Below are 22,245 nucleotides of genomic sequence, written 5' to 3'. Positions count from 1 at the left end.
TGCGCGGTGCATGAGTTCAGGTCTTTTTTTTGCCCAGAATCCGTGAATCCCTTCCTTGTGCACGATAAGCCGCGATGTAGCGGCGGAAGGTGAATCAGAACGATGGATTACTCCAAGACCGCGGCTGCGGTGCTCCAGGGCGTCGGCGGCGAGAAGAACGTGTCGTCGCTCGTGCACTGTGCGACCCGACTGCGTTTCGTCATCAAAGACAACGCCCTGGTTGACACCGCGGCCGTGAAAGCAGCACCCGGGGTCATCGCCACTGCCGAAGCCGGCGGCCAGTACCAGGTCGTCATCGGCAACGAGGTCCCAGAGGTCTTTGCCGAGATCGCCAGGATCTCGAACCTCGCGGGCCCTGCCTCGAACGAGAACTCGGCGTCGGATGGTCCGAAGGGCAACCTGCTCAACCGCTTCATCGCGATGATCTCGGCGATCTTCACACCGTTGCTCTGGGCCCTGGCCGGAACCGGACTGCTCAAGGCGTTCCTCGCCGCGGCCGTCACCTTCGGCTGGCTCGACAACACGACGAGCACCTTCTTGATCCTCAATGCGCTGTCCGATGCGTTCATCAACTTCCTGCCGCTCGCGCTCGCGATCACGGCAGCAAAGTACTTTAACGCGGCCCAGTTCACCTCGCTCGCGATCGCCGGTGCCCTCGTGTACCCGTCGATGGTCGACCTCAATGGTGTTCCCGACCTCACCTTCTTCGGCATCCCGGTCACCATGGTCAGCTATGTCTCGAGCGTCATCCCGATCATCGTCATCGTCTGGCTGCAGAGCCACGCCGAACGGTTCCTCTACGCCAAACTCCCCGCTGCGATCCGCCGATTCGTCACCCCGATGCTTCTGGTTCTCATCCTGGTTCCGCTGACCTTCCTCGTCATCGGCCCGGTCTCCAACCTGATCAGCGGAGGACTGGCCGGCGGCATCGGCTGGATCTTCAACGTCGTGCCGTGGCTCGGCGGCGCCATCATGGGTGGCCTCTGGCAGGTCTTCGTGATCTTCGGCCTGCACTGGGGCTTCGTGCCGCTGATGACCGCTGAACTGCAGACCAGCGGCTACATCTACCTGATCGCACCGCTGTTCGCCGCCGTGCTCGCACAGGCCGCAGCGGTCACCGGCGTCTGGGTGCGCACCAAGGACGAGAACCTCAAGTCCCTCGCCGCCCCGGCGGCGCTGTCCGGCTTCCTGGCCGGTGTCACCGAGCCCGCGATCTACGGCGTGAACCTTCCCCTCAAGCGACCGTTCGTGTTCGGTGTCGTCGGTGGTGTGCTCGGTGGTGGCCTGATCTCGGCCGGCGGCCTTGCCGGCAATGCGTTCGTCCTTCCATCCGGCCTGGGAATTCCCGCGCTGCTCGGCACCGGAAACCTGGTCCTGCTGTTCATCGGCCTCGCCGTTGCCATCATCGTGCCGTTCCTCCTCACCGTCATCGTCGGGTTCAAGGACCCGGTCGTGGCGACCGCGGCCCTCGCCCTGGGAACCGACCTGCAGGTGCTCAGCCCTCTGGACGGCACCGCGGTTCCGCTGACCGAGGTTGCCGACGCGGTCTTCGCCGCTGGCACCCTGGGCCGGGGGGTCGCGATCCTTCCCCGAGTCGGCGCCGTCTACGCACCCTTCGACGCCGAGGTGGTTGCCGCGTTCCCGACCGGCCACGCGATCGGTCTGCGACACGCCGACGGCGCTGAAGCGCTGATCCACATCGGAATCGACACCGTCAAGCTCGGCGGTAAGCACTTCTCGCTCAAGGTCGAAAAGGGCCAGCGCGTTGTGGCCGGCGACCTGCTGGTGGAGTTCGACATCAGTGCGATCACCGCGGCGGGGTATGACGTCACCACCCCGGTGATCATCACGAACCCCAGGAAGTACCCCACCATCGGCTCGCCCGCCTCTGGCCCAGTGGCGCACGGAGACCCGCTCTTCCTGGCCGTCGCCGAAGAACTGACCCTCGCCTGATTGAACTGCGTAAGAAAGTAATAAGGAGTACACGAATGACTGATTCATCAAGCTTCCCCGCCGACTTCCTCTGGGGTGGCGCTACAGCCGCCAACCAGATTGAGGGTGCGTACAACGAGGGCGGCAAGGGCCTGTCGATCCAGGACGTCATGCCGCAGGGCATCACCACGCCGCGCACCGAGGGCCCGACCGACGACAATCTCAAGCAGGTGGCCATCGATTTCTACCACCGCTACGCGGAAGACATCGCGCTGTTCGCCGAGATGGGTTTCAAGACCTTCCGTTTCTCCATCGCCTGGAGCCGCATCTTCCCGCTGGGCGACGAGACACAGCCCAACGAAGAGGGCCTGGCCTTCTACGACCGCGTGATCGACGAATGCGAGAAGCACGGCATCGAACCGCTCGTCACGATCTCGCACTACGAGACGCCCCTGCACCTCACCGACACCTACGACGGCTGGGTCAACCGCGCCCTCATCGGCTTCTACGAGCGCTACGCCCGGGTATTGTTTTCCCGCTATGGCGCCCGCGTGAAGTACTGGCTCACCTTCAACGAGATCAACTCCGTGCTGCACGCCCCGCTGATGTCCGGCGGCATCAACACGCCGCAGAACGAGCTCTCCAAGACCGACCTCTATCAGGCCATCCACAACGAACTGGTCGCCAGCGCCCTGGCCACCAAGGCCGCCAGAGAACTAGCCCCCAACGCCCAGATCGGCTGCATGGTTCTGGCGATGCCCGCCTATCCGCTGTCACCCGACCCGGACGACGTCATGGCGTCGCTCACCACCGAGCGCACCAACCTCGCCTTCGGCGACATCCACGTGCGCGGCGAATACCCGGGCTACTACCTGCGCAGCCTGCGCGACCAGGGCGTCGACCTCGTGATCACCGACGAGGACCGCACGCTGCTCAAAGAGAACACCGTCGACTTCGTCTCCTTCAGCTACTACATGAGCGTGGCCGAGACCGCCGACAAGACCAAGCGCGTCATCGGCAAGGGCAACATCATGGGGGGTGTACACAACCCGACGCTGGAGGCATCCGAGTGGGGTTGGCAGATCGACCCGGTTGGACTGCGCATCGTGCTCAACCAGTTCTGGGACCGCTGGCAGAAGCCGCTCTTCATCGTGGAGAACGGTCTCGGCGCCAAAGACGAGCTCGTCACGGTCGACGGCCGCCAAACCGTCATCGACGACTACCGCATCGCCTACCTGAACGACCACCTCGTGCAGGTCGGGGAAGCGATCACCGACGGCGTCGACGTCATGGGATACACATCCTGGGGCTGCATCGACCTGGTCAGCGCCAGTACCGCGCAGATGAGCAAGCGCTACGGCTTCATCTACGTCGACCGCAACGACGACGGCACCGGCACCCTGGACCGGTACAAGAAGAAGTCCTTCCACTGGTACGCCGACGTCATCGCGTCGAACGGTGTGAGCCTCACCCGCTAGCGTCGAAACCAGGCATTAACCAGTCGGCGGTCTTGCGGTCGAGTGTCGTCCCGCAAGACCGCCTCGTTTGGAGGACCACATGTTTTCCCCGCGCATCGCGTTCCTCGACGTCGACGGCACCCTCATCGACGCCGGGGAGGTGATCGCCCCGTCGACGATTGACGCGGTGCGCACCGCCCGCCAGAACGGGCACCTGGTCTACCTCAGCACCGGGCGGGCGGCGGTGGAGATCTACCCCGCCATTCGCGACATCGGCTTCGACGGCGCGATCAGCGCCGGCGGCGGATTCGCCGAAGTCGGGGACGAACTCGTGATCGCCCGCACGATGCCCGAGGAAGCGGTCGCCCGCATGGTCGGCTTCTACGAGGAATCAGGGTACGACTTCTACCTGCAATCGCTCACACACCTCTACCCGAGCCCCGGAGTGCGCGCGCGCTTCGCGACCTACCTCCAGCAGGATCGGGAGCGCCGTGGCGACGATCGCACGGATCTGCACTCCGTCGCCGACCTCGACGAGCACCCAGCGTTAAAGGCGTTTGCCAACGTGCGCCCGCTCAGCTACTCCGGGATCGCGAAATCAGTTTTTCTTGCCGGTGATCTGATGGCGTACGACCGCGTGTCTGAGGCACTGAGCTCGGAGTTCCACGTCATCACGGGCACCATCCCGCACATGGGAACGGGCAGCGGCGAGGTGACGCTCAGCGGGGTGAACAAGGGCAGCACGATTTTGCAGCTCCTCGACCACCTCGGAATCGACGCGGCAGCCGCGATTGGTATCGGCGACAGCAGCAATGACATCGAGATGCTTCAGGTCTGCGGAGTCGGCATCGCCATGGGCAACGCCACCGCTGACATCAAGGCTCACGCCGATGAGATCACGACGGCCGTGCTCGATGACGGCGTCTGGAACGCCTTCCGGCGCCACGGCTTGATCTGACCGAGAAACTAGGCGACCCGCGCGAGCCGCGCGAGACGCGTGCGGGCGGCATCCTCTGAGGTCGAAGTCGGGCCGAGCAGGCTGCGCACGACCCGCAGAACGAGCCGGGTACCCCAGATGACGGGCAGACTGGATCGTTTCAGGCCGAGCATGCCGCGATACTCGCGCGGAAGCGATGCCACGGCGCCGGCGAACATGATGCGGTAGAACGGCAGCATGCCGCGGCGAAGCGGCGGGTAGCGGATGAACCGCACCGCGTCGGCGACGCGGTCGTCACTTTTCAGCGTCCCGGCACTGCGAAAAGCCTCGAGCTGGGCGGCGAGCTCAGCCGCGGAATGCGGGGCGTCCTGCACGCCGATGAGTTCGCCGGCGGTCGCCCATTCGCTGACGTAGCGGTCGGCCCCGCCAGGAATGGCGTCGCCCCAGAGCAGGTGGGATTGCAGAAATGCGTCGGTGAACACCACGTGCACCCACGACAGCAGTTCGGGATCCCCCGCGGCGTAGGCGCGGTTTTCGCCGCGCGCATCGCGGTAGGTCCCGGCCACACGTTCGTGAAAGTGGGCGACGCGGCCCGATTCGCGCTCGGCCACAACAGTGTCGGCGAAGGTCACCGTGACGAGCCATTGGATCGTTCCCGCCAGGCGGCCGAGCGGGTCTTCGTGATAGCGGGACCAATCATGAACACCGGCCATGGCGCCCGGATGCAGGGTCTGCATGAGTAGGGCACGAATACCGGCGACCATGGTCGCCATTCCGCCGTGCACCGTCCAGGCCGCACTTCCCGGACCGAAGAATCCGGCATTGTCGCCGGTCTCGATCTCGTCGACCCAGCCGGGCCGCCCGTCGCTGTTCCCCGAAAGCGTCACCAGGAGGTGCGAGCGCCAGCTGTCCGTGAATCTGCTCATTCAAGATGATAGCCCGGCCTCGCTGGACGCCCGCCGCGAACGCCCGCCGCGAACGCCCGCCGCGAACGCCCGCCGCGAACGGCTGCCGAGGGCCGCGTTGGCCCCCGCCGCCCGGGCCTGCAGTTCTGGGACGGGGCCCGGGCCGTGGGCCCAGGTTGGAAACTGGGCCCACGGTCAGAATATGGGCCGGGTACTGCGGATCGCCGTGTTGGCCGTAGGGCAGGGTCTGGCTCTGCACCGGAAGCAGGGAATGACAAGAATTCGATTAAGACTTCGACCCGGCAAAACGAGGCTCCGTATACTCCCGGCGGAAGAACGCACTGGGGCCCGGTACCCAGCGGATTCGACTCGAACTCTTGGTAGCCAGGCGCAGGGTCGCAAAATTTGGATTTCCTAGTCCTGTTGAGTTTTTCTCGCTTTCCTGTTCGATTTGCGGTAGAATCGTTGTGAAGGAGGCACTGGCGCCCATGTTCATGGAAAACCCTGGCAGCACCGGCTCGAATCCCGTCATTGTGGCGGTGGAGCAGGCCAGGGATCTGTTGCTGGCGGCGTTGGGCGGGGTGTCGTTCGGGTTGCTCGGTGACGAGGAATCCCTGACCATGTTGCTCGCCCTCGAAAGCGTGGGTCGGATCGTCGATGGGGCACGGGTGCTCTCGACGACCGATGTGCTGCGTCGCTCCGAATATTTCGATGCTGCTGCTGCGAAGAGTGCCGCAGCTCGGGCCGTCGCTGTCCAGACTGCCGCGGTGGAGGTTGCTGGTGTGGAGGTTGCTGGTGCCGAGGCTACTGGTTCGGAGTCGGTGATACCGGAGTCGGTGATACCGGAGTCGGTGCTGCCGGACGCGGCGGCGGCGCTGGGCATGGTTCCGAGCGTGGCGGGTGCGGCGGCGGCTCTGGCCGCGCCGACACTGGCGCGCCGGCTCGGCTGCCGCAGCGGCGTGGATCTGATCTGTACCCTGGCCCGGCTTTCCCGCGCCGAGGTGCGCCAGCGTGCCGCGCTCGGCGAGAAAGCTGGCGAGCGGATGCTGCTCGGCCGGCCCCTTAACCCCACCTATCCTGTTCTGGGCGAGGCACTGCAGGGCGGAGCAGTCGGGGTGGAGCAGGCCCGCGTGATCGTGAAGGTACTCGACGGCCTGCGCTCCTCCGTGCTGATCGAGGACCTCGATCGGGTCGAACGCTCCCTGGTCGCGAGCGGCTCCGGCGCGATCACCCCCGAAACCGAGGGCCTTCCCGGCGCTGGCATCGCCTTCGCGCCGGAGTTGCTGCGGCAGCAGGGCATTCAGTGGCAGGCACGCCTCGCCCCCGACGGCACCGCGCCCGGCGAAACCTCCGCGGAACGGCGCAGCTGGCTCACCTTCGGCGGCCTGAGCAACGGCGGCTACAGCCTCAACGGCTGGTTCACCACCCTCGACCGCGCCATCATCGGCAACGTCTTCGACGCCTACCTCTCCGCCGCGGCGGCCAACCCCGTCCCCGGCGCCAGCACCCCCGGCGCCACCCCGGCTCCCGCCAGCACCACCCCGGTGTCCGGCACCAGCGGCACCGCTCCGCGGGCCACGGTCGAATTCCGCGAAACCGAGCCCACTAACACCGAAAACCACGAGGGCAACGAGGGCAACGAACAGAACGATGTCTCCGCCAACGACAACCAGGAGGCGGCGGCCAGCGAGAACGCGGTCGAGATCGACGCTGACGCTGACGAGAGTATCCAGCCGGACCCGCTCGGTCCTTGCCCGCAGCAGCCCGATGACACCCGGTCGATCAGTGAGAAGCGCGCCGGCATCCTCCGCGCCGTTTTCGAAGCCGCAGCAAGGCAGCCGGGCACCCCGACGATGGGTGGCGCCGCACCGACGGTGCTCGTGCACATCAACATCAACGACCTCCTCGCCGGGCGCGGAGCCGGCTGGATCGACGGCATCGACGGCCCCCTCACCACCCGACAAGTCGACGAACTCATCTGCGCCGGCGGCTACCAACCCATCCTCTTCGGCCACACCGGCAAAATCCTCAACCTCGGCACCACCAGCCGGTACTTCACCGCGAGTCAACGCCGGGCCCTGGCCGCCCGCGACGGCGGCTGCGTCATCCCCGGCTGCACCGTGCCACCCCACTACACCCAGGCCCACCACGTCATCCCCTGGCACCAAGGCGGCCCCACTGACATCGGCAACGCCGTACTCCTCTGCAACGCCGGCCACGCCAGCATCGACACCTCCGGCTGGGACATCGACATGAGAGACGGCCGCCCCTGGATCCGCGGACCCCTCCTCTTCGACCCCACCCAAACCTGGCGCCCCGCCAGCCACCACCGCGCTGCCACCCCCACCGAACAACCCAACTGGGACAAGTAGGCCCACGTCGCGAATTCGGCCAGATCAACGCGGCCAGATCAGCAGCCAGATCAACGCAGCCAGATCAACACGGCCAGATCAACACGGCCACGCGAGATTCCAATTCCGCCCGAGTGCGCATCCACTCGGCTGGGCGTCTTCGTGGTACGGCTTTACCTCTACCTTGCCGTCAGTTCTGGGCGCGATCGGGCGGAAGGATTGACAGGTTGGGGGCGATCACGGTCGGCATATGTCCGGAGTAGGACAGGCTGCAGACTGCTTGAATCCCGAACCGGGAGCACGGAACGGTGGCGTACTGGGTGCTGCTAGGCATTTAGGGCGCATTTAAGCAGTGCGCGGCGATACCCACAAGCCCCCGAACGGGTTGTCGCAACGCGACGGGTTTGCGGATAACTTCGCAGAACAAGATTGTGGAGTGTGACCATGCCCGAACGTGGATACGCCGTTATATGTTTGAAAACCACCGGACTGTTCCCGTATCAGCGGGACCGGGTCGTCGAGATCGCCGTGGTGCACCTCGACGTGGGTGGTCACATTTCTGCCCGTTGGCAGACCGTCATTAATCCCGGCAGCAACGCCGGTGATGTGGCTGGCCATGGCGTCAGCACTGCTGAGCTGCTGCGAGCGCCGACCTTTGAGCAGATCGCACCACGTCTGGTCGACCTGCTGCGCGGCCGGGTGTTGGTGACCCACAACGCCCAGTTCGTCACCGGATTTCTGATGCGCGAGTTTGAACTGATCGGGTATGCCCCCGGGCGTGGACTCGAGGCGGTCTGCACCATGCACCTGGCTCGCAGCTACCTGCCGGGAGCCGGCCGGCTGCTCATCGATTGTTGCGCGGCCTACGATATCGAGATCGAGCCCGGCCCCGGCGCGTTGGCGCAGGCAGTGGCGTGTGCCAGCCTGTTGGCAGCATACGTGCACGGCTCGCCCAGCGCGGCACCGTGGATCAACGCCCTCGATCGGGCCGAGCAGTGCGACTGGCCGAGAATGGCGGGCGCCAGCGCCGCCCAGTGGGTGCAGCGCGACCCGTCGACGACAATCGACGCCGTGCCGACCCCGAGCTTCCTGGCCAGGGCGGCCGTGAAACTTCCCGATTACACCGGCCCGGAAGAACACCTCGACTATCTCGCCCTGCTCGACCTGTGCCTGCTCGATCGGGTGTGCTCGCCTGGCCAAACGCGAGAACTTCACATTCTGGCCGAATTGAGCGGCATCACTGTGGCCGATTGTGCCATCCTGCACCAGCGGTACTTTGACGACCTGGTGCGAGTGGCCCGGTGCAACGGCGCCCTCAGCGTCGCGGATTCCGCCGACCTGATCGCGGTCGCCCGCATGCTCGACATCGCCCCCGCGGGCACCGCCGCCGCGCTGGCGGCACCGTCATCGATCGCGCGCCCGCTGATCGCCTCGATCGACACGGTGCTGCTGGAACAGGGCGACATCGTGGTGCTGACCGGTGAAATGGCCCGCGCCCGCTCCGACTGGGGCCGGGAACTGGTCGCTCGCGGCCTCTCGCTCGGTACGGCGGTCACCCTGCGCACCCGCCTGCTCGTTGCCGCCGACCCGGAGTCGGTCACCGGGAAGACCGGTAAAGCCCGCGACTACGGCATTCCCATCGTCTCCGAATTCGGCCTGCGGTCTCTCATCGGGGTGCGCTAACCTCAGATCAGGCCGCGCAGGTACTCCTCGACGGTCACTCCGCCGGCCGTGGCCCGCTGCAGCACCCGTCGGTGTTCCTCGGCGCTGAGCGACAGCGTGACCCGGTGCAGCTCCCCGTCACTGCGCGTCGCGTCAGGGCCGTGCGGGTCGGTCAGGTCGCGGTGATCCTCGCCGAAGTCGTCGCCAAGGTCGTCGAGCGAGAACAGTTCATCGTGCGCGTAGACGCCGGCCCGTTCGGTGACGCGCTCCGTCGTCGGGGCTGACGCGCTGTGCCCAGCGGATGCCGCCGCCCGCGAGGGAACCGCAGGTTCAGCTGCCGCCTGGCCGCCGCGAAAACCCGGTCCGGCCGGCGCCGGCCGCCCGCGCTGGAACGCCTCGGCCGCACCGCGCGCGCGCACATCGGCGGCCTCGTTGAGCGGATGCCCGACGTGACCCTTCACCCATTCGAACCGGTACCGACGCCCGGCGATGGCCTCGTCGATCTCCTTGAGCAAGTCCAGGTTCATCACCGGCTTGCCGTCACCCTTGCGCCAGCCCTTGGCCTTCCAGCCCCTCATCCACTTCGTCACCGAATTGATCACATACTGGCTGTCGCACAGTATGAGCAGGTCGTCGTCGAGGTGCGCGGTGGCCCGGAACAGCTCGAGCACGGCCTTCAGCTCACCCTGGTTGTTGGTCGCGTGCTTCCAGCCGCCGGCCGACCAGCAGGAATCGTCGACGTACCAGGCCCAACCGGCCGGTCCGGGGTTTCCGAGGGCAGAACCGTCGGCGGCGGCGGTGATCGTCATGTGCGGGCCTTTCAAACAGAGGAATACGTAAGCGCGGGTTGTCTAAGTCTGCCACCCACAGCATCCGCTGCCCGTCCGCACCAGGGGTTTGTGTCCGTCATGTAACAGCGCCCCAACACCCCCCCGAACGGCCTGTGATCATCTGGTGATCGAAAGGTAACGGGTGTCACGGTTGCCGGAAACACGCGCTGGCTAACGTCGAAGTCATGGCCAGCCGCTTGGGCTGCCTGCCGTTTCATCCCGAGGGGACTTCGATGACATCCAGCACCGTTGAATCAGCACCGAACCTGATCGATACCGATTCGGCGGTGCTCGTGCACCGTCCGGGACGCTGGATCGACAATTGGAACCCCGAGAACAAGCGCCAGTGGGAACAGGGCGGCAAGCTCATCGCCGCCCGCAACCTCAAATGGTCGATCTTCGCCGAGTTCCTCGGCTTCGTGGTCTGGCAGCTGTGGAGCATCGTCGTCGTGTCGCTTCCGGCCGCCGGCTTCACCTTCTCCACCACGGAGGTGTTCTGGCTCATCTCGATGCCGAGCCTCGTCGGCGCGACCCTGCGTTTTCCGTACACCTTCATGGTGCCCAGGTTCGGTGGCCGCAACTGGACCATCATCTCGGCCGGGCTGCTGCTGATCCCGTCGATCGCCCTCGGCTTCTGCGTCGGCAACCCCGACACCCCGTTCGGTGTGATGCTGTTCGTCGCCGCGCTCGCCGGCTTCGGCGGCGGTAACTTCGCCAGCTCGATGTCGAACATCACCTACTTCTACCCGCAGAGCCAGAAGGGCTACGCGCTCGGCCTGAACGCTGCCGGCGGCAACCTCGGCGCTTCGATGGCCCAGCTCATCGTGCCGATCGTGATCACCCTCGGCGCCGTCGGAACCTTGAACATCTCTTTCGCCGGCTGGTTCTGGATCCCGTTCATCCTCGTCGCCATGTGGGGCGCCTGGAAGTATATGGACAACCTCACCAACGCCAAGGCCGACTTTGCCGGGTCGATCGCCGCGATCAAGGAACCGCACTTCTGGATTCTCGCCGTGCTCTACATCGGCACCTTCGGCTCCTTCATCGGCTTCGCGAGCGTGTTCCCCAAGCTCATCGCCGACCAGTTCCCGGCGTACTCCACCTTCCAGGTCGCGTCCGCCTCCCTGTCGCTCGCCTTCATCGGCGCCCTGGTCGGTTCGCTGGCCCGTCCGGCCGGCGGACGCCTGGCCGACCGCTTCGGCGGGGCATCCGTCACCGTCGCCGCCTTCGGCGTGATGGCCGTCGGCGCGCTCGTGGTCGTCGCGGTGCTGCCGCTCGGCAACTTCTGGGCGTTCCTCGGCAGTTTCCTGCTCATCTTCGTCGCCACCGGAATCGGCAACGGCTCGACCTACCGCATGATCCCGAGCGTGTTCTCGGCTCGCAGTGGGGTGAAAAATGCCCACCAGAACTCGGGTGACGTCAACACGCAGCGCAAAACGGCTGCGGCCCTCGGCCTCATCTCTGCCGTCGGCGCCTACGGCGGGTTCATCATCCCGCAGGTACTCGGCTTCTCCAAGACCAGCACCGGCGACTATTCCAGTGCCATCTACGCCTTTGCGATCGCTTATGTTGTCATGATGTGTGTCACCGCCTTCGTCTACCTGCGCCGCGGTTCCTCCGTCGCCGGCCAGAAAATCTAGGCATCCGTTGAGCGGCACCCGAACCCACTGCCCGTACTGCGCCCTGCAGTGCGCGATGACGCTCAGTACCACCACAGCGGATGCTGACAGCGTCGCTGCGCCGGTAGCCACGGTGCGGGCCGGCGCGGTGACGGTCGCCGGCCGGGCCTTCCCGACCAACCGGGGCGGCCTGTGCAAGAAAGGCTGGACCGCCGCCGAACTCCTCGTCTCGCCTGACCGCATCCTCGAACCGCTGCTGCGGCAGGTGGACGGCACCTTCGAGCCGGCGTCCTGGAGCGACGCGCTCGACCTCGTTGCCGCGAAGCTGCACGAGACCCGCGCCGGATTCGGGGCCGACGCGGTCGGCGTGTTCGGTGGCGGCGGACTCACCAACGAGAAGGCCTACCAGCTCGGCAAGTTCACCCGGGTGGCGCTTCGCTCCAGCCGCATCGACTACAACGGCCGCTTCTGCATGTCGAGCGCTGCAGCCGCCGGCAACCGGGCCTTCGGCCTCGACCGGGGGCTGCCGTTTCGGGTCGACGAGCTCGACGCGGCCGACACCATCCTCATTCTCGGCTCCAACGTGGCGCAGACCATGCCGCCGTTCATCGGTCACCTCGAGGGCGCCCGCGCCGCTGGCGGACTCGTGGTCGTCGACCCCCGCCGCACCGCGACCGCCCGGCTCACCGACGACGGCGCCGGCATGCACGTGCAGCCGACCCCGGGCAGCGACCTCGTGCTGCTGCTCGGCCTGGCCCACATCGTCATCGCCGAGAAGCTCGCCGACCTGGATTACCTCGAAGCCCGCACCACCGGGTTCGACGCGGTGCGCCGGAGCGTGAGCCAGTGGTGGCCGACCAGAGTGCAGGAACACACCGGCGTTCCGGTCTGGCAGCTGCGCGAACTGGCCCGCCGCCTCGCGGCCGGGGCTGCACGCGGAAAAGCGACCGGTAACGGCACCTATATCCTCACCGGACGCGGCGTCGAACAGCATGCCGACGGCACCGACACGGCCACCGCGGCAATCAATCTCAGCCTCCTGCTCGGCCTCGTCGGCACGACGCACTCCGGCTATGGCACCCTCACCGGCCAGGGCAACGGGCAGGGCGGTCGCGAACACGGGCAGAAGTGCGACCAGCTGCCCGGCTACCGCAAGATCTCCGACCCCACCGCCCGTGCCCACGTCGCCGGGGTCTGGGGTGTCGACCCCGACAGCCTGCCCGGCGTCGGCCTGCCCGCAGTCGAGCTGCTGAGCGCGTTGGGGGAGCCGGGCGGCATCCGCTGCCTGCTCGTGCACGGTTCTAACGTCGTCGTCTCCGCGCCGAACGCCGACCGGGTGCGTGCCGCCCTGAAAACCCTCGACTTTCTGGTCGTGGCCGACTTCTTCTTCTCCGAAACCGCGGTGCTCGCCGACGTCGTCCTGCCCGTGACCCAGTGGGCAGAGGAAGAAGGCACGATGACCTCGCTCGAGGGGCGCGTGATCCGTCGCCGCCGTGCCGTCGACGCGCCAAACGGCGTGCGCAGCGAACTGTGGATCTGGCAGGAGCTGGCCCGCCGGCTGGGCTCCGCTGGTACCTTCAGCGCCCAGGCCAGCGAGGTGTTCGACGAACTCTGCCGGGCGTCGGAGGGCGGCCTGGCCGACTATTCCGGCCTGAGCTATGCCCTGCTCGACACCGAGGAACCGGCCTTCTGGCCGTACCCGGTCGGGTCGACCGGTACGCCCCGACTGTTTCTCGACAGGTTCGCCCACCCCGACGGCCTGGCCCGCCTGGTGGCCGTCACGGCACGACGTCTCGGCACGCCCGCCCAGGTCGGCGGCACGCTGACCCTGATCACCGGCCGTCTGCTCGAGCATTACCAGAGCGGCACCCAGACCCGGCGGGTGCGGGAGCTCTCCGACGCCCAGCCCGACGCCCGCCTGCAGCTGCACCCGGCCACTGCCGAGCAGCTCGGCATCAGCGACGAGGCCTGGGTCGAGGTCAGCAACGACCGCGGCACGGTGCGCTGCCGGGCCCAGGTGAGCACGGACATCCGCTTGGACACGGTCTTCCTGCCGTTCCACTTCAGTGGCGACCAGCGCGCTAACCTGCTGACCGACGACGAGACCGATCCGATCAGCGGCATGCCCGAATTCAAGAAGACCACCGTTCGAGTGCGTGCACTCGTGAAAGCAGGCGCCGATGTCTGAGCGACCCCATCCCGAGCGCATTGTGCTGGTCGGCTACGGCCCGGTCGGAGCCCGTTTCGTCGAAGAACTGCTGCCGCTCGTGCGTCAGGGCGCCGCCACGCTCACCGTGGTCGGGGCCGAGAGCGCCGACGCCTACAACCGGGTGCTCATCGCCGAATACGCGGTCGGCCATATCGCCCGGGACAGCCTCGAAATCACCGACACCCTCACGGCCCGCGAAGCCGGCGTGCACCTGCGCCGCGGCGTGAGCGTCACGGCCATCCTCCGCAGCCGCCGGGTGGTCTCCCTCAGTGACGGCACCCTGCTGCCCTACGACCGGCTGGTGCTCGCCACCGGTGCACGCGCCAACATCCCTACCCTTGACGGTGTCACCCGGGTGCGTCGCGGCCGAATGATGCCCGCAGCGGATGCCGCCACCCTCGACACGAGCGGCGCCTCGCTCCCGCGCGGGGTCACCGTGCTGCGTGACCTCGACGATGCGGAACGGGTGCTCGCTGCCGTCACGGCCGGATCCCGCATCGTGGTGCTCGGCGCCGGTGTGCTCGGCATGGAGATCGCGCTCGCCGCTGCGAGCGCCGGTGCACAGGCCTGCGTCGTCTACCACGGTGAAATTCCGATGGCCCGAAACCTCGACCGCGGCGGCGGCAGCGTGCTCGCGCAGAGCGCCCGGCGAGCCGGCGTGACCATGGTCAACCACTCCCGCGCCGAGAGCCTGATCTTTCACCAGGACGACGACGGGGTCGACCGGTTCGACGCCCTGATCTGCGCCGACGGCAAACAGATCCACGGCGACCTGCTGCTGCTCTCCTGCGGCGTCGGCGCCCGTACCGAGCTTGCGCAGTTGGCCGGGCTGCCGGTATCGACCGGAATCCTGGTCGACGACAACCTGCAGAGCTGGAATGACCCGCAGATCTACGCGATCGGCGACTGCGCGCACGTGGCCGCGGCGCCCCAGGCCGGCGATTCCACAGCCCTTCCGGCCGGCGGGCCGAGCGGCCTGATCGGGCCGGGCTGGCGCCAGGCCGACTGGCTCGCCGCGCGGTTCGCCGCGGAGGTGCTGGGTCGCGGCCAGACCCCGGACCTCGCGGTCTCTGCCTCAGCCGTGGTCATGCTCAAGGCAGACGGCATCGACGTCGTGTCGGTCGGCAACACCGCCGCCGACCCGTGGGATCGCACAGTTGATGAACCGGCAGCCGACGATCATGCGGCGGGATGCGCCGTCGCGCCGCTGCGGGTAGCGCAGTGGGCCGATCCGGAACACGGTCGCTACGTGAAAATGGTCACCCGCAAGGGCATCCTCGAAGGCTTCGTCTGCGTCGGGATGCCGCGCACAGCTGCCGAGCTGACCCTGCTGTTCGAGCGCGGCAGCGAACTGCCGGCCGATCGCTCGGTGCTGCTGCGCTACGACGGACCGGACTACGAGCCCTCCGCCGGCAGTGCGTTCGCGCTCGATGCGACCGTGTGCTGGTGTAACGGGGTTACCGTCGGAGCCATTGCCGAGTCGGCCGCAGCCGGCAACACCACCGTTGCCTGCATCGGCGCGGCCACCCGAGCCGGTACCGGATGCGGCGGCTGCAGGGTGCGCATTGGCGACGTTCTCGAGCGCTTCCGGGCGGCGGAACCCGCCGCCGGGTAGGCATCCGTCTCAGGCTTTTCTCGAGAAAAGCTTACAGCCGTAGTAAATGCTGAGACTGACCCGGTTGTGTCGGCGGTGCGGCGGTTACACTGCTGCACGACCGACATGATTCAAGGGAGAATTCGCATGCTTCAAAACCTGACCGGCTGGCATTTTCTGGTCATTCTCGTCGTGATCCTGCTGTTGTTCGGCGCTCCGAAGCTGCCGGGGCTGGCCCGCAGTCTCGGCCAGTCGATGAAGATCTTCAAGAGTGAGATCACACCGGACCGCACCGAGTCCAACCGCGCCGGCACGGATGACAGCACGGATGCCGGTACCGACTCGAGCGGCCCCCCGAACCCGAAGGCGTAGACCAGATGGTCGTGCAGGGCGTGCACCGCGATAAGAGCACGATGTCGCTCGGCCAGCACCTGCTGGAGTTGCGCAAGCGCCTCTTTCTGGCGGCACTCGGCATCCTGGTCGGCGCGATCGCCGGCTGGTTCCTGTCTGGCCTCGTCTGGGACGGCCTGCGCGAGCCGATCTACGCGATCGTGCGCGCCCAAAACCGCAATGCGCAGATCAACTATCCCGATATCACGAGTGCGTTCGACCTCAAGCTGCGCATTTCGTTCTATGTGGGCTTGATCGTGTCGAGCCCGGTGTGGCTGTATCAGATCTTTGCTTTTTTCACCCCCGGGCTCACCCGCAAGGAGAAGCAATACACCTTCGGCTTCTTCTTCACCGCCGTGCCGCTGTTCCTGGCCGGGTGTGCTGCGGGCTGGTATGTGCTGCCGCACGTGGTCGAACTCATGACGAGTTTCGCGCCGCAACAGGATGCCGCGCTCATCAACGCGCAGAACTATTTCGATTTCGTGCTCAAACTCATGATCGCCATTGGAATCGCGTTCGTGCTTCCGGTGTTCGTCGTGCTGCTGAACTTTGCCGGTGTGATCAGCGCCCGCTCCATCATCAAGTCCTGGCGGGTGGCGATACTGGTGATCGTCCTGTTCACCGCGATCGCGACGCCGGCGGCCGACGTCGTGTCGATGTTCCTGCTGGCCGTTCCCATGGTGGTGCTCTACTTCGCCGCGTACGGCATCGCGGTGCTGCACGATCGTCGCGCCGCCCGGCGCCTGCCCCCGGTCGGTGTCGACGGCCTCCTGCTCTAACCCGCCGCTGTCCGCGAAAAAGTGAGAAAATTTCTTATCATTTGCTTACGTGCCGTGTCCAGCCTTTCGAACGATTGCTTACTGCGGGTACGTTGACGACGTCTTTTCAGACATGCCCGACACATTCATACAACGTCAGGAGAACAAGGATGTTCGATCAGGGTTTCATTACCAACGCCATCAACCGTAGCGCGGAGAATTCTTCGGACCGCCGCAACTTTCTGCGCGCGGCTGGTGTGGCTGGCTTCGGTGTAGGAGCAGCGATGCTCGCCACCGGCGGGCCGGCATTGGCCGCAGAGGCGTCCGAGGCGCCGGCAGGAGCACCGAGTGACGCGGCCATCTTGAACTTCGCACTCAACCTCGAATACCTCGAGGCCGAGTTCTACCTGCGCGCCACGACCGGGAGCGGGCTGCCCGACAACATGACCACGGGAACCGGCACCCGCGGCGGTGTGACCGGTGGACGCATGGTGAACTTCAAAACCGGGATCATCAAGAAGTACGCCGATGAAATCGCCGCCGACGAGAAGGCCCACGTGGCCTTCCTGCGGTCCGCACTGGGCAGCGCAAAGGTATCTCGCCCGAAGATCAACCTCGACGCGAGCTTCACTGCGGCCGCCCAGGCGGCCGGGCTGGTCAAGCCGGGGCAGAAGTTCGACGTGTACGCCAACGAGGCGAACTTTCTGTTCGGGGCGTTCATCTTCGAAGATGTCGGAGTAACCGCCTACAAGGGCGCGGCTCCGCTGATCTCGAACAAGACGTTCCTGGAGGCGGCCGCCGGCCTGCTCGCTGTCGAGGCCTACCACGCCGGGGTCATCCGCAGCACGCTCTACGCGCTCGGGATCGCACTGCCCTCGGTCTACACGACCGCGCAGGCCATCTCTGACGTGCGCGACGCCGTCGACGGCCCGACCGACCTCGACCAGGGCATCGGCAACGCTTCGAAGGCCAACCTCGTGCCGACCGACGCCAACGGCCTGGCCTTCAGCCGTAGCGCCGCCCAGGTGCTCAATATCACCTATCTCAACGCGGCGCCGGTGCGCTCTGGCGGGTTCTTCCCGGCCGGCGTGAACGGCGTCATCAACACGAGCGGCGCTAACGGCTAACCACCGGCGTCGGGTCGTGCTCGAGGTGCGCCGGTGCGCGGGAGTAGAACTCCCACGCACCGGCGCACCTCCTGATCGAACCGGCGAGCGCCATGCGCCTGCAGTTGGGCATCAATCTGGCGGATGCCGCGCCCACCGACCGCCTGCTGCTGGCCGGCGGGATGTGCACCCACAAGGTGTCGGTGACCACCAGCCTCGCCGACGTCGACGACGAGCTGCTCGGCTGGCTGCGCGCCGCCTACGAGGGCAACTGACTCGGGTCATCCCGAGACGGACACCGAAATCTCGTGCAGCCCGGTGGCGCCGTCGGGGGCGACGTCGGCGGTGGCTGACGTCTGAACGAGGCCGACGGCATCCGTTGCCCGCACCCTGACGGTGTGGTCGCCGGCGCTCGCGTCGTCCCAGGTGTAGGCCCACTGCCGCCAGGTGTCGACCGAGATCGCGTCGGCGAGGGTGGCGTCTCGCCACGGGCCGTCGTCGATCTGCACGGCGACCGCGCTGATCCCCACGTGCTGCGACCAGGCGACACCGGCGATGACAACGGAGCCGGCGGGAACCGTGGTGCCCTCGCGGGGCACGTCGATGCGCGAGGAGAGCTTGACCGGTCCCAGCTCGGACCAGCCGCGCGGAGTCCAGTAGCCCTGCTCCTGGTCGAATCGGGTGAGCTTGAGCTCGACGACCCATTTCGTGGCTGAGACGTAGCCGTACAGGCCTGGCACGACCATGCGCACCGGGTAGCCATGCTCGAGGGGGAGTGGTTCACCGTTCATGCCGACGGCGAGGATGGCGTTGCGCCCGTCGGTGAGCGCCTCGATCGGGGTGCCGGCGGTGAAGCCGTCCTGGCTCGTGGAGAGCACCATGTCGGCGCCGCTCGTGGGTTTGGCGCGGGCCAGCAGCTCGCGGATCGGGTAGCCGAGCCAGGTGGCGTTGCCGATCAGGTCGCCCCCCACATAGTTCGACACGCAGGCCAGGGTGGTCGTGCTCTCTTCGAGCGGCAGGGCCAGTAGCTCGGCGAAATCGATCTCGACCTCGTTCTCGACCATTCCGGTGATTCTCAGCCGCCACTCGCGCGGGTCGATGCGCGGCACGCTCAGGGCGGTATCGATGCGGTAGAAGTCGGCGTTCGGGGTGATCAGCGGGGTGATGCCCGGCACGTCGAGGCTCGCTCCGGCCGGTATCGCGGCCTGGCGAACGGATGCTGCGGGCAGGGTGAATAAGGCGCGCGCGGCATCCGCTGCCCTGGTTGCTGCGGCGCTGAGCTGGCCGCCGGCGAGGGCGAGCACGCCGATGCCCGCGGTTATGCCGGTGTAGACGAGGAAGCGGCGGCGGTCGGGGCCGGGCGCAGCCTCGGCCGGTGCCGGGGGACTCGGCAGCCGGGTGCAGAGAAAAGTGAGCGCGATGGCCGCGGCGCCCATGGCGACGACGGCGGGCACGGCGTCGAGGGTCGAGGCGCTGGAACGGGAGAGCGCCGCGAACAGGGCGATCCCGCCGATGAGTACCACCAGCAGGCGGCCGAACGGCGGGCGTCGACTCTCGAGGATGCCGGCGAGGGCCGCGACCAGAAGCAGCACGAGCACGATGGTCACGATCAGCACGATCTTGTCGGCCGTGCCGAACAGGCCGATGACGAGTTCCTTGACGGCGGGCGGAACAATATCGATGATGAGGGCGCCGACGGTGAGTACCGGGCTCGCGCCGGGGGCGAGCCACGCGGCGGTCAATTCGGCCAGGCCGAGTCCCGCGATGGCGGCGGCAAGACCGGCGGCCGCCGGCCGCCAGAACCGCCGCACCACGGGGGCGTGCCGCCGGGTCGGGGTGCTCACGGTAATGGGGGAGGCCATGTTGCCAGCCTAGAACCGGCGGCTGGGATTACCACCCGGCGGGGACGTCGAGGCGGTTTCGTCAGACATCCGTCACATCTTGCTGCTTCGGTAGTGCAGTCTTGAGGGACTATGTCTGTGCTTGAACGCCTCGAAAACGAAACCGACCCCGACGTGCTCTTCGAGGCCTTCGAAAGCTGGGCGACCGAGCAGGGGCTGACGCTCTACCCGGCGCAGGAAGAGGCGGTCATCGAGATCGTCTCGGGTGCCAACCTCATTTTGAGCACCCCGACCGGAACCGGCAAGTCGCTCGTGGCCGTCGGTGCGCACTTTGCGGCGCTCTCGGCCGGCAAGCGCAGCTTCTACACCGCGCCGATCAAGGCCCTCGTGAGTGAGAAGTTCTTCTCGCTGGTCGAAACCTTCGGTGCCGAAAACGTCGGCATGATGACCGGCGACTCGAGCGTCAACGCCGATGCCCCGATCATCTGCTGCACCGCCGAGATTCTGGCCAACCTCGCGCTGCGGAACGGCGAGAACACCGAGGTCGACCTCGTCGTGATGGACGAATTCCACTTCTACGGAGACCCGGAACGTGGCTGGGCCTGGCAGGTGCCGCTGTTGCTGCTTCCTCGGGTGCAGTTCATCCTCATGTCGGCCACCCTCGGCGACGTGAAATTCATCAGCGATGACCTCACCCGGCGCACCGGGCGGCCCACGGCCGTGGTCACCGGGGTGGAGCGTCCGGTTCCGCTGAGCTATTACTACGAGCAGACGCCGGTGCACGAAACGGTGGAGGAACTGCTGCATACCGACAAAGCGCCGGTGTATATCGTGCACTTCTCCCAGGCCGCAGCCCTCGAACGCGCGCAGGCGCTCGCGAGCGCGAAGGTGGCCACCCGCGAACAGCGCGACGTCATCGCCGAGCTGATCGGCGAGTTTCGGTTCACGACGAGTTTCGGCAAGACCCTGTCCCGGCTCATTCGCATGGGTATTGGTGTGCACCACGCCGGCATGCTGCCGAAGTACCGCCGGCTGGTGGAGCAGCTCGCCCAGCGCGGCTACCTGCGCGTGATCTGCGGCACCGACACCCTCGGCGTCGGTATCAACGTGCCCATCCGCACCGTGCTATTCACCGCCCTGACCAAATATGACGGCGTGAAAATGCGCCAGGTGAACGTGCGCGAGTTTCACCAGATCGCCGGACGGGCCGGGCGGGCCGGCTACGACACGGCGGGCACCGTGGTCATCCAGGCGCCGGAACATGAGAGCGACAACCTCAAGGCCATCGAGAAGGCCGGCGATGACCCGAAGAAGAAGCGCAAAATCGTGCGGAAGAAGGCGCCGGACGGCTTCGTGTCCTGGGGCGAACCGAGCTTTCGCCGCCTGGTCGATGCCGAGCCCGAAACCCTGTCGTCGAGCATGCAGATGACCGCGGCGATGCTGATCAACGTGATCGGGCGCGGCGGCGACGCCTTCGCCCACGTGCACTCGCTCGTGTTCGACAACCACGAACCGTGGCGGCGCCAGCTGGTGCTGGCCCGGCGTGCGCTGGGCATCTACAAGACCCTGCGCGAGGCGGGCATTGTGGAGCAGCGTTTCGACAAGCTCAACGACCGTATTAACATCCGCTTGACCGTTGACCTGCAGGCGAACTTCGCGCTGAACCAGCCGCTCTCACCGTTCGCCCTGGCCGCTTTCGAGCTGCTCGACCCGGAATCGCCCACCTACTCGCTCGACATGATCTCGGTTCTGGAGTCGACCCTCGATGACCCCCGGCCGGTACTCATGGGGCAGCAATTCGCCGCCAGGGGTGAGGCCGTGAACGCGATGAAGCGTGAGGGCATCGAATACGACGAGCGGATGGCGCTGCTCGAGGAGATCACGCATCCTAAGCCGCTCGAAGAGCTGCTGAACTACACCTTCGACACGTACAAGGCCTCCCAGCCGTGGATCGCCGACTTCGAACTGCGGCCCAAGGCCGTTGTACGGGATATGTATGAGCGGGCCATGTCGTTTGGCGAGTTCATCGCCTTCTACAAACTTGCCCGCAGCGAGGGTGTCGTGCTGCGCTATCTCTCCGACGCCTATCGGGCGGCGCGGCAGACCATCCCCGACGAAGCCAAGAACGAAGACCTGCTCGATCTCATCGAGTGGCTCGGCGAACTCGTGCGCCAGGTGGACTCGAGCCTGCTCGACGAGTGGGAAGAACTGCTGCACCCCGACCTCGCCGCGCACGAGGCCGAAGCGCACGCCATTCTGCCGCCGCCCCCGCGTCGACTCACCACCAACGTGCGCGCCTTTCGCATCCTGGTACGCAACGAACTGTTCCGTCGGGTGCAGCTGGCCGCGCTCGAGCACTACGACGAGCTCGGCGAACTCGACCGGGAGCACGGCTACTCGGCCGATGTCTGGGCCGATGCCATGGACGGCTACTTCGCCGAGCACGATGAGCTGCTCACCGGCGGCAACGCGCGCAGCTCCGACCTGCTGATGATCGAAGAGGGTGCCGAGGAGTGGACGGTGCGGCAGATTCTCGACGATCCGGCCGGCGACCACGATTGGGGGATCAGCGCGAGTGTGAACCTCGCCGACTCCGACGAGCTCGGCGCGGCGGTCGTGCGCGTGACCGGGGTGAATCGGCTGTAGCGCGCTCA

The 22,245-nt window shown here is 66.7% G+C and carries 17 protein-coding genes; 13 read left to right on the top strand and 4 right to left on the bottom strand.

Annotation, left to right across the window (positions count from 1 at the left end; all coding sequences use genetic code 11):
* Positions 1-102: 102 nt before the first annotated feature.
* The 3 genes from E3O06_RS13425 (at position 103) to E3O06_RS13415 (ending at position 4,347) form a co-directional block, all read left to right on the top strand.
* Positions 103-1,953: a beta-glucoside-specific PTS transporter subunit IIABC gene (locus tag E3O06_RS13425; RefSeq protein ID WP_134503851.1), complete on the top strand. Its 1,851-nt coding sequence runs from the start codon at positions 103-105 to the stop codon at positions 1,951-1,953.
* A gap of 35 nt (positions 1,954-1,988) precedes the next feature.
* A complete protein-coding gene (locus E3O06_RS13420; protein WP_134503850.1) occupies positions 1,989-3,410 on the top strand; it encodes a glycoside hydrolase family 1 protein in 1,422 nt (473 codons plus the stop codon).
* A gap of 79 nt (positions 3,411-3,489) precedes the next feature.
* Complete coding sequence (locus tag E3O06_RS13415; protein WP_134503849.1) at positions 3,490-4,347, top strand: Cof-type HAD-IIB family hydrolase; 858 nt, start codon at positions 3,490-3,492, stop codon at positions 4,345-4,347.
* A gap of 8 nt (positions 4,348-4,355) precedes the next feature.
* On the opposite strand, the gene E3O06_RS13410 is transcribed toward E3O06_RS13415, so the two are convergent.
* Positions 4,356-5,252, bottom strand: a complete 897-nt coding sequence (locus E3O06_RS13410) for an oxygenase MpaB family protein (protein WP_134503848.1) — start codon at positions 5,250-5,252, stop codon at positions 4,356-4,358.
* Between the two features lie 446 nt (positions 5,253-5,698).
* Between E3O06_RS13410 and E3O06_RS13405 the strand changes: the two genes are divergently transcribed.
* Positions 5,699-7,603, top strand: coding sequence for an HNH endonuclease signature motif containing protein (locus E3O06_RS13405; RefSeq protein ID WP_134503847.1), 1,905 nt, complete (start codon positions 5,699-5,701; stop codon positions 7,601-7,603).
* A 169-nt stretch (positions 7,604-7,772) separates the two neighbouring features.
* Here the strand turns inward: E3O06_RS13405 and E3O06_RS17605 are convergent, their stop codons facing one another.
* Positions 7,773-7,916 carry a hypothetical protein gene (locus E3O06_RS17605; protein ID WP_166788212.1) on the bottom strand — a complete coding sequence of 48 codons (144 nt, stop codon included), beginning with the start codon at positions 7,914-7,916 and terminating at the stop codon, positions 7,773-7,775.
* A gap of 110 nt (positions 7,917-8,026) precedes the next feature.
* On the opposite strand from E3O06_RS17605, the gene E3O06_RS13400 reads away from it, so the two are divergent.
* Positions 8,027-9,265: an exonuclease domain-containing protein gene (locus tag E3O06_RS13400; protein ID WP_134503846.1), complete on the top strand. Its 1,239-nt coding sequence runs from the start codon at positions 8,027-8,029 to the stop codon at positions 9,263-9,265.
* 2 nt (positions 9,266-9,267) lie between these two features.
* Here E3O06_RS13400 and E3O06_RS13395 read toward each other — a convergent pair whose 3' ends face one another.
* Positions 9,268-10,053, bottom strand: a complete 786-nt coding sequence (locus E3O06_RS13395; RefSeq protein WP_134503845.1) for an RNase H family protein — start codon at positions 10,051-10,053, stop codon at positions 9,268-9,270.
* Between the two features lie 254 nt (positions 10,054-10,307).
* Between E3O06_RS13395 and E3O06_RS13390 the strand changes: the two genes are divergently transcribed.
* The 7 genes from E3O06_RS13390 to E3O06_RS17600 all read left to right on the top strand — a co-directional run bounded on the left by E3O06_RS13390 (position 10,308) and on the right by E3O06_RS17600 (position 18,025).
* Positions 10,308-11,714: an MFS transporter gene (locus tag E3O06_RS13390; protein WP_134503844.1), complete on the top strand. Its 1,407-nt coding sequence runs from the start codon at positions 10,308-10,310 to the stop codon at positions 11,712-11,714.
* Between the two features lie 7 nt (positions 11,715-11,721).
* Positions 11,722-13,881, top strand: coding sequence for a molybdopterin oxidoreductase family protein (locus E3O06_RS13385; protein WP_134503843.1), 2,160 nt, complete (start codon positions 11,722-11,724; stop codon positions 13,879-13,881).
* Complete coding sequence (locus tag E3O06_RS13380) at positions 13,874-15,517, top strand: FAD-dependent oxidoreductase (RefSeq protein ID WP_134503842.1); 1,644 nt, start codon at positions 13,874-13,876, stop codon at positions 15,515-15,517. The genes E3O06_RS13385 and E3O06_RS13380 overlap by 8 nt, the downstream gene beginning before the upstream one ends.
* 126 nt (positions 15,518-15,643) lie before the next feature.
* Positions 15,644-15,868: a twin-arginine translocase TatA/TatE family subunit gene (tatA, locus tag E3O06_RS13375; RefSeq protein ID WP_134503841.1), complete on the top strand. Its 225-nt coding sequence runs from the start codon at positions 15,644-15,646 to the stop codon at positions 15,866-15,868.
* A gap of 41 nt (positions 15,869-15,909) precedes the next feature.
* A complete protein-coding gene (gene tatC / locus E3O06_RS13370) occupies positions 15,910-16,665 on the top strand; it encodes a twin-arginine translocase subunit TatC (protein WP_134503978.1) in 756 nt (251 codons plus the stop codon).
* Between the two features lie 149 nt (positions 16,666-16,814).
* Positions 16,815-17,771 carry a ferritin-like domain-containing protein gene (locus tag E3O06_RS13365; RefSeq protein ID WP_134503840.1) on the top strand — a complete coding sequence of 319 codons (957 nt, stop codon included), beginning with the start codon at positions 16,815-16,817 and terminating at the stop codon, positions 17,769-17,771.
* A 92-nt stretch (positions 17,772-17,863) separates the two neighbouring features.
* Positions 17,864-18,025: a hypothetical protein gene (locus E3O06_RS17600; RefSeq protein ID WP_166788211.1), complete on the top strand. Its 162-nt coding sequence runs from the start codon at positions 17,864-17,866 to the stop codon at positions 18,023-18,025.
* 6 nt (positions 18,026-18,031) lie between these two features.
* Here the strand turns inward: E3O06_RS17600 and E3O06_RS13360 are convergent, their stop codons facing one another.
* Entirely contained in the window at positions 18,032-19,612 is a 1,581-nt protein-coding gene (locus E3O06_RS13360) for a molybdopterin-dependent oxidoreductase (RefSeq protein ID WP_174843231.1), read from the bottom strand.
* Between the two features lie 111 nt (positions 19,613-19,723).
* Here E3O06_RS13360 and E3O06_RS13355 point away from each other — a divergent pair, with 111 nt between their 5' ends.
* The gene (locus E3O06_RS13355) at positions 19,724-22,237 is read left to right on the top strand and encodes a DEAD/DEAH box helicase (protein ID WP_134503839.1); all 2,514 of its coding nucleotides are present in this window, start codon (positions 19,724-19,726) and stop codon (positions 22,235-22,237) included.
* Positions 22,238-22,245 lie beyond the last annotated feature (8 nt).

This window comes from Cryobacterium glaciale (genome assembly GCF_004402535.1).
Taxonomy (GTDB): domain Bacteria; phylum Actinomycetota; class Actinomycetes; order Actinomycetales; family Microbacteriaceae; genus Cryobacterium; species Cryobacterium glaciale.
Note: the sequence above shows the minus strand (reverse complement) of the source record. Positions and strands in the feature narration are given on the sequence as shown.

Coding starts and splice junctions, on each gene's coding strand:
- E3O06_RS13425 (WP_134503851.1), top strand. CDS start 103: ATGGATTACTCCAAGACCGCGGCTGCGGTGCTCCAGGGCGTCGGCGGC.
- E3O06_RS13420 (WP_134503850.1), top strand. CDS start 1,989: ATGACTGATTCATCAAGCTTCCCCGCCGACTTCCTCTGGGGTGGCGCT.
- E3O06_RS13415 (WP_134503849.1), top strand. CDS start 3,490: ATGTTTTCCCCGCGCATCGCGTTCCTCGACGTCGACGGCACCCTCATC.
- E3O06_RS13410 (WP_134503848.1), bottom strand. CDS start 5,252: ATGAGCAGATTCACGGACAGCTGGCGCTCGCACCTCCTGGTGACGCTT.
- E3O06_RS17605 (WP_166788212.1), bottom strand. CDS start 7,916: ATGCCTAGCAGCACCCAGTACGCCACCGTTCCGTGCTCCCGGTTCGGG.
- E3O06_RS13400 (WP_134503846.1), top strand. CDS start 8,027: ATGCCCGAACGTGGATACGCCGTTATATGTTTGAAAACCACCGGACTG.
- E3O06_RS13395 (WP_134503845.1), bottom strand. CDS start 10,053: ATGACGATCACCGCCGCCGCCGACGGTTCTGCCCTCGGAAACCCCGGA.
- E3O06_RS13390 (WP_134503844.1), top strand. CDS start 10,308: ATGACATCCAGCACCGTTGAATCAGCACCGAACCTGATCGATACCGAT.
- E3O06_RS13380 (WP_134503842.1), top strand. CDS start 13,874: ATGTCTGAGCGACCCCATCCCGAGCGCATTGTGCTGGTCGGCTACGGC.
- tatA (WP_134503841.1), top strand. CDS start 15,644: ATGCTTCAAAACCTGACCGGCTGGCATTTTCTGGTCATTCTCGTCGTG.
- tatC (WP_134503978.1), top strand. CDS start 15,910: ATGTCGCTCGGCCAGCACCTGCTGGAGTTGCGCAAGCGCCTCTTTCTG.
- E3O06_RS13365 (WP_134503840.1), top strand. CDS start 16,815: ATGTTCGATCAGGGTTTCATTACCAACGCCATCAACCGTAGCGCGGAG.
- E3O06_RS17600 (WP_166788211.1), top strand. CDS start 17,864: ATGCGCCTGCAGTTGGGCATCAATCTGGCGGATGCCGCGCCCACCGAC.
- E3O06_RS13360 (WP_174843231.1), bottom strand. CDS start 19,612: ATGGCCTCCCCCATTACCGTGAGCACCCCGACCCGGCGGCACGCCCCC.
- E3O06_RS13355 (WP_134503839.1), top strand. CDS start 19,724: ATGTCTGTGCTTGAACGCCTCGAAAACGAAACCGACCCCGACGTGCTC.